7 protein-coding genes are annotated in these 6,683 nt (G+C 69.6%); 4 read left to right on the forward strand and 3 right to left on the reverse strand.

Going from position 1 to position 6,683, the window contains the following annotated elements:
• Positions 1-4 precede the first annotated feature (4 nt).
• Together ACWDAS_RS29805 and ACWDAS_RS29810 are read left to right on the forward strand one after the other, a co-directional pair.
• The gene (locus tag ACWDAS_RS29805; protein WP_450397147.1) at positions 5-946 is read left to right on the forward strand and encodes an SPFH domain-containing protein; all 942 of its coding nucleotides are present in this window, start codon (positions 5-7) and stop codon (positions 944-946) included.
• A gap of 103 nt (positions 947-1,049) precedes the next feature.
• Positions 1,050-1,817, forward strand: coding sequence for a sulfite exporter TauE/SafE family protein (locus ACWDAS_RS29810; RefSeq protein ID WP_450397150.1), 768 nt, complete (start codon positions 1,050-1,052; stop codon positions 1,815-1,817).
• Positions 1,818-1,844: 27 nt separating this feature from the next.
• On the opposite strand, the gene ACWDAS_RS29815 is transcribed toward ACWDAS_RS29810, so the two are convergent.
• The 3 genes from ACWDAS_RS29815 to ACWDAS_RS29825 form a co-directional block, all read right to left on the reverse strand.
• Complete coding sequence (locus tag ACWDAS_RS29815; RefSeq protein ID WP_450397153.1) at positions 1,845-2,348, reverse strand: HNH endonuclease; 504 nt, start codon at positions 2,346-2,348, stop codon at positions 1,845-1,847.
• A 420-nt stretch (positions 2,349-2,768) separates the two neighbouring features.
• The gene (locus ACWDAS_RS29820) at positions 2,769-3,302 is read right to left on the reverse strand and encodes a YbhB/YbcL family Raf kinase inhibitor-like protein (RefSeq protein ID WP_450397156.1); all 534 of its coding nucleotides are present in this window, start codon (positions 3,300-3,302) and stop codon (positions 2,769-2,771) included.
• Between the two features lie 46 nt (positions 3,303-3,348).
• A complete protein-coding gene (locus ACWDAS_RS29825) occupies positions 3,349-4,131 on the reverse strand; it encodes a sporulation protein (RefSeq protein ID WP_450397159.1) in 783 nt (260 codons plus the stop codon).
• Between the two features lie 84 nt (positions 4,132-4,215).
• Here ACWDAS_RS29825 and ACWDAS_RS29830 point away from each other — a divergent pair, with 84 nt between their 5' ends.
• Both ACWDAS_RS29830 and tyrS read left to right on the forward strand, forming a co-directional pair.
• A complete protein-coding gene (locus tag ACWDAS_RS29830; protein ID WP_450397162.1) occupies positions 4,216-4,893 on the forward strand; it encodes a DNA-3-methyladenine glycosylase in 678 nt (225 codons plus the stop codon).
• A gap of 63 nt (positions 4,894-4,956) precedes the next feature.
• Entirely contained in the window at positions 4,957-6,222 is a 1,266-nt protein-coding gene (gene tyrS / locus ACWDAS_RS29835; protein ID WP_450397165.1) for a tyrosine--tRNA ligase, read from the forward strand.
• The last annotated feature ends 461 nt before the right edge of the window (positions 6,223-6,683 follow it).

Below are 6,683 nucleotides of genomic sequence, written 5' to 3' on the forward strand. Positions count from 1 at the left end.
GGACGTGCAGCCGATCATCATCGTCCTGATCATCCTGGTGGTGCTCGTCTTCATCGCGCTCATCAAGACGGTCCAGGTCATCCCGCAGGCCAGCGCCGCGATCGTCGAGCGCTTCGGCCGCTACACCAGGACACTGAGCGCGGGGCTCAACATCGTGGTGCCGTTCATCGACACCATCCGCAACCGCATCGACCTGCGCGAGCAGGTCGTGCCCTTCCCGCCGCAGCCGGTGATCACGCAGGACAACCTGGTCGTCAACATCGACACGGTCATCTACTACCAGGTCACCGACGCGCGGGCCGCCACCTATGAGGTCGCCAGCTACATCCAGGCGATCGAGCAGCTCACCGTCACCACGCTCCGCAACATCATCGGCGGCATGGACCTGGAGCGGACCCTGACCTCCCGCGAGGAGATCAACGCGGCCCTGCGCGGCGTCCTCGACGAGGCCACCGGCAAGTGGGGCATCCGCGTCAACCGCGTCGAGCTCAAGGCCATCGAGCCGCCCACCTCCATCCAGGACTCGATGGAGAAGCAGATGCGCGCCGACCGCGACAAGCGCGCCGCCATCCTCACCGCCGAGGGCATCCGGCAGTCCCAGATCCTCACCGCCGAGGGCGAGAAGCAGTCCGCGATCCTGCGCGCCGAGGGTGAGGCCAAGGCCGCCGCCCTCAAGGCCGAGGGCGAGGCCCAGGCCATCCGCACGGTCTTCGAGTCCATCCACGCCGGCGACCCCGACCAGAAGCTGCTGGCCTACCAGTACCTCCAGATGCTCCCCAAGATCGCCGAGGGCGAGTCCAACAAGCTCTGGATCATCCCCAGCGAACTCAACGACGCCCTCAAGGGCCTCGGCGGCATCGTCAACCTCCCCGGCGCCCCCGGCAGCGGCGGCAACAACGGCGAGGGCGGCACCCGGCGCGAGACCCCCCGGCTCGACAAGGACTGAGACGCGCGGCAGCCGCCGCAAAAGCGTGTGACATGATCCGTGCGCTCCGGCTCCCCCCCGGCCTCAAGGGCGGGGAGGGCCCGCACCGATCATGGAGACGCCTATGACCTTCTGGGAAGCCCTGGCCGTGTTCACGGCCGGAATCGGGGCCGGCACCATCAACACCGTCGTCGGCTCCGGAACGCTCATCACCTTCCCCGTCCTGCTGGCCGTCGGCCTGCCGCCCGTCACCGCGAACGTGTCCAACACCCTCGGCCTCGTCCCCGGATCCCTCAGCGGCGCCATCGGCTACCGGCGTGAACTGACCGGACAGCGCGGCCGCATCCTGCGCCTGGGCACCGTGGCCCTCGGCGGCGGCCTCACCGGAGCCGTCCTGCTGCTGGCGCTGCCCTCCGAGGCCTTCGACACGATCGTCCCGGTCCTCATCGGCCTCGCCCTCGTCCTCGTCGTCATCCAGCCCCGGCTCTCCCGCGCCCTCCAGGCCCGCCGCGCCGGCAACGGCACGCACGCCCCCGAGCACGGCGGCCCGCTCCTCCTCGGCAGCCTCTTCCTCGCCAGCATGTACGGCGGCTACTTCGGGGCCGCCCAGGGAGTCGTCTACCTCTCCCTGATGGGCGTCCTCCTGGAGGAGTCCTGGCAGCGGATCAACGCCGTGAAAAACGTCCTCGCGCTGATCGTCAACGGCGTGGCCGCGCTCTTCTTCCTCTTCGTCGCCGACTTCGACTGGGCGGCCGTGGGCCTGATCGCCGTCGGAGCCGCGCTCGGCGGCGTCCTCGGCGCCCGCATCGGCCGCCGCCTGCCGCCCACCGCCCTGCGGGGCGTCATCGTCGTCGTGGGCCTCGTGGCGATCGCCCAACTGCTCCTGAAGTAGCCGGGCGACCGCCTCGGGGCCCGGCACTCAGGCCGGCAGCGCGAGCCAGTCCGGTACGCCCTCACGGTCCTTCAGACCCAGGGCCAGCAGCAGCGAGTCCGCCGGGGTCGGCTCGAACGGCTGCGTCAGCAGCCGCATCCCCGCCTGCTCCGGCGTACGGTCCGCCTTGCGGTGGTTGTCCTCCGCGCACGACGCCACGGTGTTCAGCCAGGTGTCCCCGCCACCGCGCGACCGCGGCACCACGTGGTCGACCGTCGTCGCCCTCCGGCCGCAGTACGCGCACCGGTGCCGGTCCCTGACCAGCACACCCCGCCGCGACCACGGCGCCCGTTGTCGGAACGGCACCCGTACGTACCGGCAGAGCCTGATCACCTGCGGCACCGGCACCTCCACCGCCGCCGCACGGATCCTCAGCCCGGGGTGCGCGTGCTCGACCACGGCCTTGTCCTGCATCACCAGCACCACGGCACGCCGCAGCGACACCGTCGACAGCGGCTCGAAGGTCGCGTTCAGCACCAGCGTCTCACGCATGTCGCCCACCCCTCGGGTCCATCCCCGCCCCGCGGCGAGGTGGCTCCACTGTGACCGGGCGATACCCGCGCGGACAACGCAATTTCCGCACGTCAAAGCGAACAGGAGGAAACGGGGAACGGAACAGGGAGCAGAACGGGGAACCCGGGTGGCCGGCCACCCCGGGCGCCCTGGGCCCTACGGGGGAGGGCGCCCGGAGCGCGGCGATCGGCGTGGACGCCCGGGCGCATGACCGGGCTCCGGCGGACGGCCGGCATGTCGCGCGGCGAGAACCGCACAGCGCAACGCCCCGCCGCCCCCGCCACTGCGGTGCCGACCCCCGGTGACGGTTGGATCACCAGGCAGACACCACAGTGCGATGCGGGAGCGCCGGGGCGCAACGGAATTTACGGCCCCGACCAACGGCCGGGGGCGGCACGGCTACTCCGGGTTCTCGTACTCGCCGATCAGGTTCCCCCGCGCGATCGCGTGGAAGCGCAGGTTGAAGCCGACGACGGCGGGCGACACATCCCCGTCCGGCCCCAGCTTCTCCTGGTCCACCGCGTACACGGTGAACACATACCGGTGCGGACCGTCCCCGGGCGGCGGCGCGGCGCCGCCGAAGTCCTTGCTCCCGTAATCGTTGCGCACGTGCACCGCACCCTCGGGCAGCCCCTTGAAGCCGTCGCTGCCGGCGCCCGCGGGCAACTCGGTCACCGACACCGGGATGTCGAAGAGCACCCAGTGCCAGAAACCGCTGCCCGTGGGCGCGTCCGGGTCGTAGCACGTGACGGCGAAGCTCTTGGTTTCCTCGGGGAAGCCCTCCCACCGCAGCTGCGGCGAGACGTTCCCCTGGGCGTAGACCTGGGAGTCCTTCAGCGTGCCACCGGGCTCGATGTCGTCGCTCACCACCGTGAACGACGGCACCTCGGGATGGAAATCGTGGGGGAGCGGCCGCCGCTTCTGCTCGGTCACCTCGGTACCTCCTGCTGATCGCGAAACGCGCTTCCGCCCGCCGATCCTAGAACCAGTTGCGCTTCCCGCCGACCTCGGCCAGCCACTGGTTGAGGTAACCCGCCCAGTCGGTCGCGTGGAAGTTGTTCAGGTCCACGGTGAACGAGCGGAACGCGTCGCTGCCCTCGCTGAACAGGCCCGGCTTCTTGTCCATCTCCAGGATGACGTCCATCTCGTGGCCGTCGGCGACGAAGCTGAGCTCCACCTGGTTCAGCCCGCGGTACTGCTGGGGCGCGAAGAACTCGATCTCCTGGTAGAACGGCAGCCGCTGCCGCGTGCCGCGGATGTGGCCGCGCTCCAGGTCGGCGTTCTTGAAGCCGAAGCCCAGCTGGCCGAACGCGTCGAGGATCGCCTGCTGCGCCGGCACCGGGTGCACGTTGATCGGGTCGAGGTCACCGGAGTCCACCGCACGGGCGATCGCCAGCTCCGTCGTCACCCCGACGTTCATCCCCGTCAGGTGACGGCCGAGGAAGGTCGTGATCGGGGTCTCCCACGGGATCTCCAGACCGAACGGCACCACGTGCACCGCGCCGGGCTGCACCTCGAAGGCCCCGCCAAGCTGCTGCCGGTGGAACTCGATGTCCTGCTTGTACTCGGCGTCCTGGCCCTCGACCTCGACACGGGCCTGCAGACCGACCGACAGCCCCTCGATCTGCTGCGGCACCGAGCCGCCCTGGATCCGCACCTCGCCCTGGACAACACCGCCCGGGACCACATTCGGCTCGTTGAGCACCGTCTCGACCGACGCGCCCCCGGCGCCCAAGCTCGCAAGCAGCTTCTTGAAGCCCACGATGTCCCTCTCCCTTTACTGGCGGTTGCCTCGGTCATTACGAACGCGGCCCCACCCCGAACGGTTCCATTACTCTCGTACCGCATGATCGCCCCTCCCGAAAGCACCCCCTTGCCCAGGTCCTTCTTCGACCGCCCGGTGCTGGAGGTCGCCCCCGACCTCCTGGGACGAACGCTCGTACGCAGGACGGACGACGGGCCCGTAGCGCTGCGCCTCACCGAGGTCGAGGCCTACGCGGGCCCCCTCGACCCCGGCTCCCACGCCTACCGGGGACGCACCGACCGCAACGCGGTCATGTTCGGCCCGCCCGGCCACGCGTACATCTACTTCACCTATGGCATGTGGCACTGCATGAACATCGTCTGCGGCCCCGAGGGCAACCCCAGCGGGATCCTGCTGCGCGGCGGCGACATCATCGAGGGCGCCGACCTGGCCCGGCAGCGCCGGGTCACCTCCCGGAGACTCCACGACCTCGCCCAGGGGCCCGCCCGCCTCGCCACCGCCCTCGACATCGACCGCGCCCTCAACGGCGCCGACGTCTGCCCCGACGACCCTGCAGCCTCGCCCTTCCGCGTCCTCACCGGCACCCCGCCGGACCCCGCCGCCGTCCGCACCGGCCCGCGCACCGGCGTCGGCGGCGACGGCGCAGCCCACCCCTGGCGCTTCTGGATCGACGGCGACCCCACTGTCAGCCCCTATCGCGCCCACACACCGCGCCGTCGCGCCCCAGGGGGCGCAAAAGGAGTCGAGCGGAACGCGTAGTCTCGGAAAGACTCCGTACGAACGGGTACGAGGCACCGACCGACACTAGGAGACACGAGAACCGTGACGGACATCGTCGACGAGCTGCGGTGGCGAGGGCTGATCGCCGTTTCCACCGACGAGGACGCACTGCGCAAGGCGTTCGCGGACGGCCCGGTCACGGTCTATTGCGGCTTCGACCCGACCGCGCCCAGCCTCCACCTCGGCAACCTGGTCCAGATCCTCACCATCCGCCGGCTCCAGCAGGCCGGCAACCGGCCGCTCGCCCTCGTCGGCGGCGCCACGGGCCTGATCGGTGACCCCAAGCCCACCGCCGAGCGGACGCTGAACGACGCCGACGTCGTCGCCGGCTGGGTCGAGCGGATCCGCGCCCAGATCGAGCCCTTCCTCTCCTTCGAGGGCCCGACCGCCGCCGTGATGGTCAACAACCTCGACTGGACCTCGGGTCTGTCGGCCATCGAGTTCCTGCGCGACATGGGCAAGTACTTCCGGGTCAACAAGATGATCGCCAAGGAGGCCGTCGCCCGCCGGCTCAACTCCGAGGCCGGCATCAGCTACACCGAGTTCAGCTACCAGATCCTCCAGGGCATGGACTTCCTGGAGCTCTACCGCCGGTACGGCTGCACCATGCAGACCGGCGGCAGCGACCAGTGGGGCAACCTGACGGCAGGCATCGACCTGATCGGACGCGTCGAGGGCACCTCCGTGCACGCCCTCGCCACGCCGCTGATCACCAAGGCCGACGGCACGAAGTTCGGCAAGACGGAGTCCGGCACGGTCTGGCTCGACCCCGAGATGACCACGCCGTACGCCTTCTACCAGTTCTGGCTGAACGCCGACGACCGCGACGTGTCCAAGTTCCTGCGCATCTTCAGCTTCAAGTCGATGGCGGAGATCGAGGAGCTGGAGCGGCTCACCGAGGAGCGCCCCCAGGCCCGCGCGGCCCAGCGTGCCCTCGCCGAGGAACTCACCACTCTCGTCCACGGCGCCGACCAGTGCGCCGCGGTGACCGCCGCGTCCAAGGCGCTTTTCGGCCAAGGCGAACTCACCGGACTCGACGCACGGACCCTCGCCGCGGCGCTCGGCGAACTGCCGCACGCCAAGGTCGCCGAGCTGGCCCCGGTCGCCGACCTCTTCGCCGAGGTCGGGCTCGTGGCCAGCAAGTCCGCGGCCCGCCGCACCATCAAGGAGGGCGGCGCGTACGTGAACAACGTCAAGATCGGCGACGAGGACGCGGCTCCCGTGCCCGCCGACCTGCTGCACGGTCGCTGGCTCGTGCTGCGTCGCGGCAAGAAGAGCCTGGCGGCCGTCGAGGTCGCCGGCGACTGACGTCGGCTGGTTATCCACGTTTGAGCGGCGGCAGAGCTTGACTCTGCCGTCGCTCTTGCGTAACGTAGCCCGAGCCGCTTGAGACGGTGCGTCCGGTTCGTCCGGATCCTTCGATCGGCGGTCACTCACCACGACGACAACACCCCGAAGATTCGGGTGCACTTCCGTGCGCCTCGAATTCCATTGGCGTGGAATCGCATGGAGAGTGGGGGATGAATTCGCGAGACGCGAAGGAATCCGCTAACGTAGTGAATGTCGCCGAGGCGGAAACGCCGAAAGCGAAACCCCCTCCAGAGGGTGGCAGAGAAGGAAATCGGATCTGCTAAGCTGGAGACAACGAAGGGAAAGCCCGGAGGGGCCGGTGAGACGGTCTCGAAGGAAGCTTCCGTTCCTTGAGAACTCAACAGCGTGCCAAAAGTCAACGCCAGATATGTTGATACCCCGTCCATCTCGGACGAGGT

It is taken from the genome of Streptomyces sp. NPDC001070, assembly GCF_053598835.1.

Excerpts from the sequence above, each read along its gene's own strand:
- ACWDAS_RS29810 (WP_450397150.1), top strand. The coding sequence starts at position 1,050 with ATGACCTTCTGGGAAGCCCTGGCCGTGTTCACGGCCGGAATCGGGGCC.
- ACWDAS_RS29815 (WP_450397153.1), bottom strand. The coding sequence starts at position 2,348 with ATGCGTGAGACGCTGGTGCTGAACGCGACCTTCGAGCCGCTGTCGACG.
- ACWDAS_RS29830 (WP_450397162.1), top strand. The coding sequence starts at position 4,216 with ATGATCGCCCCTCCCGAAAGCACCCCCTTGCCCAGGTCCTTCTTCGAC.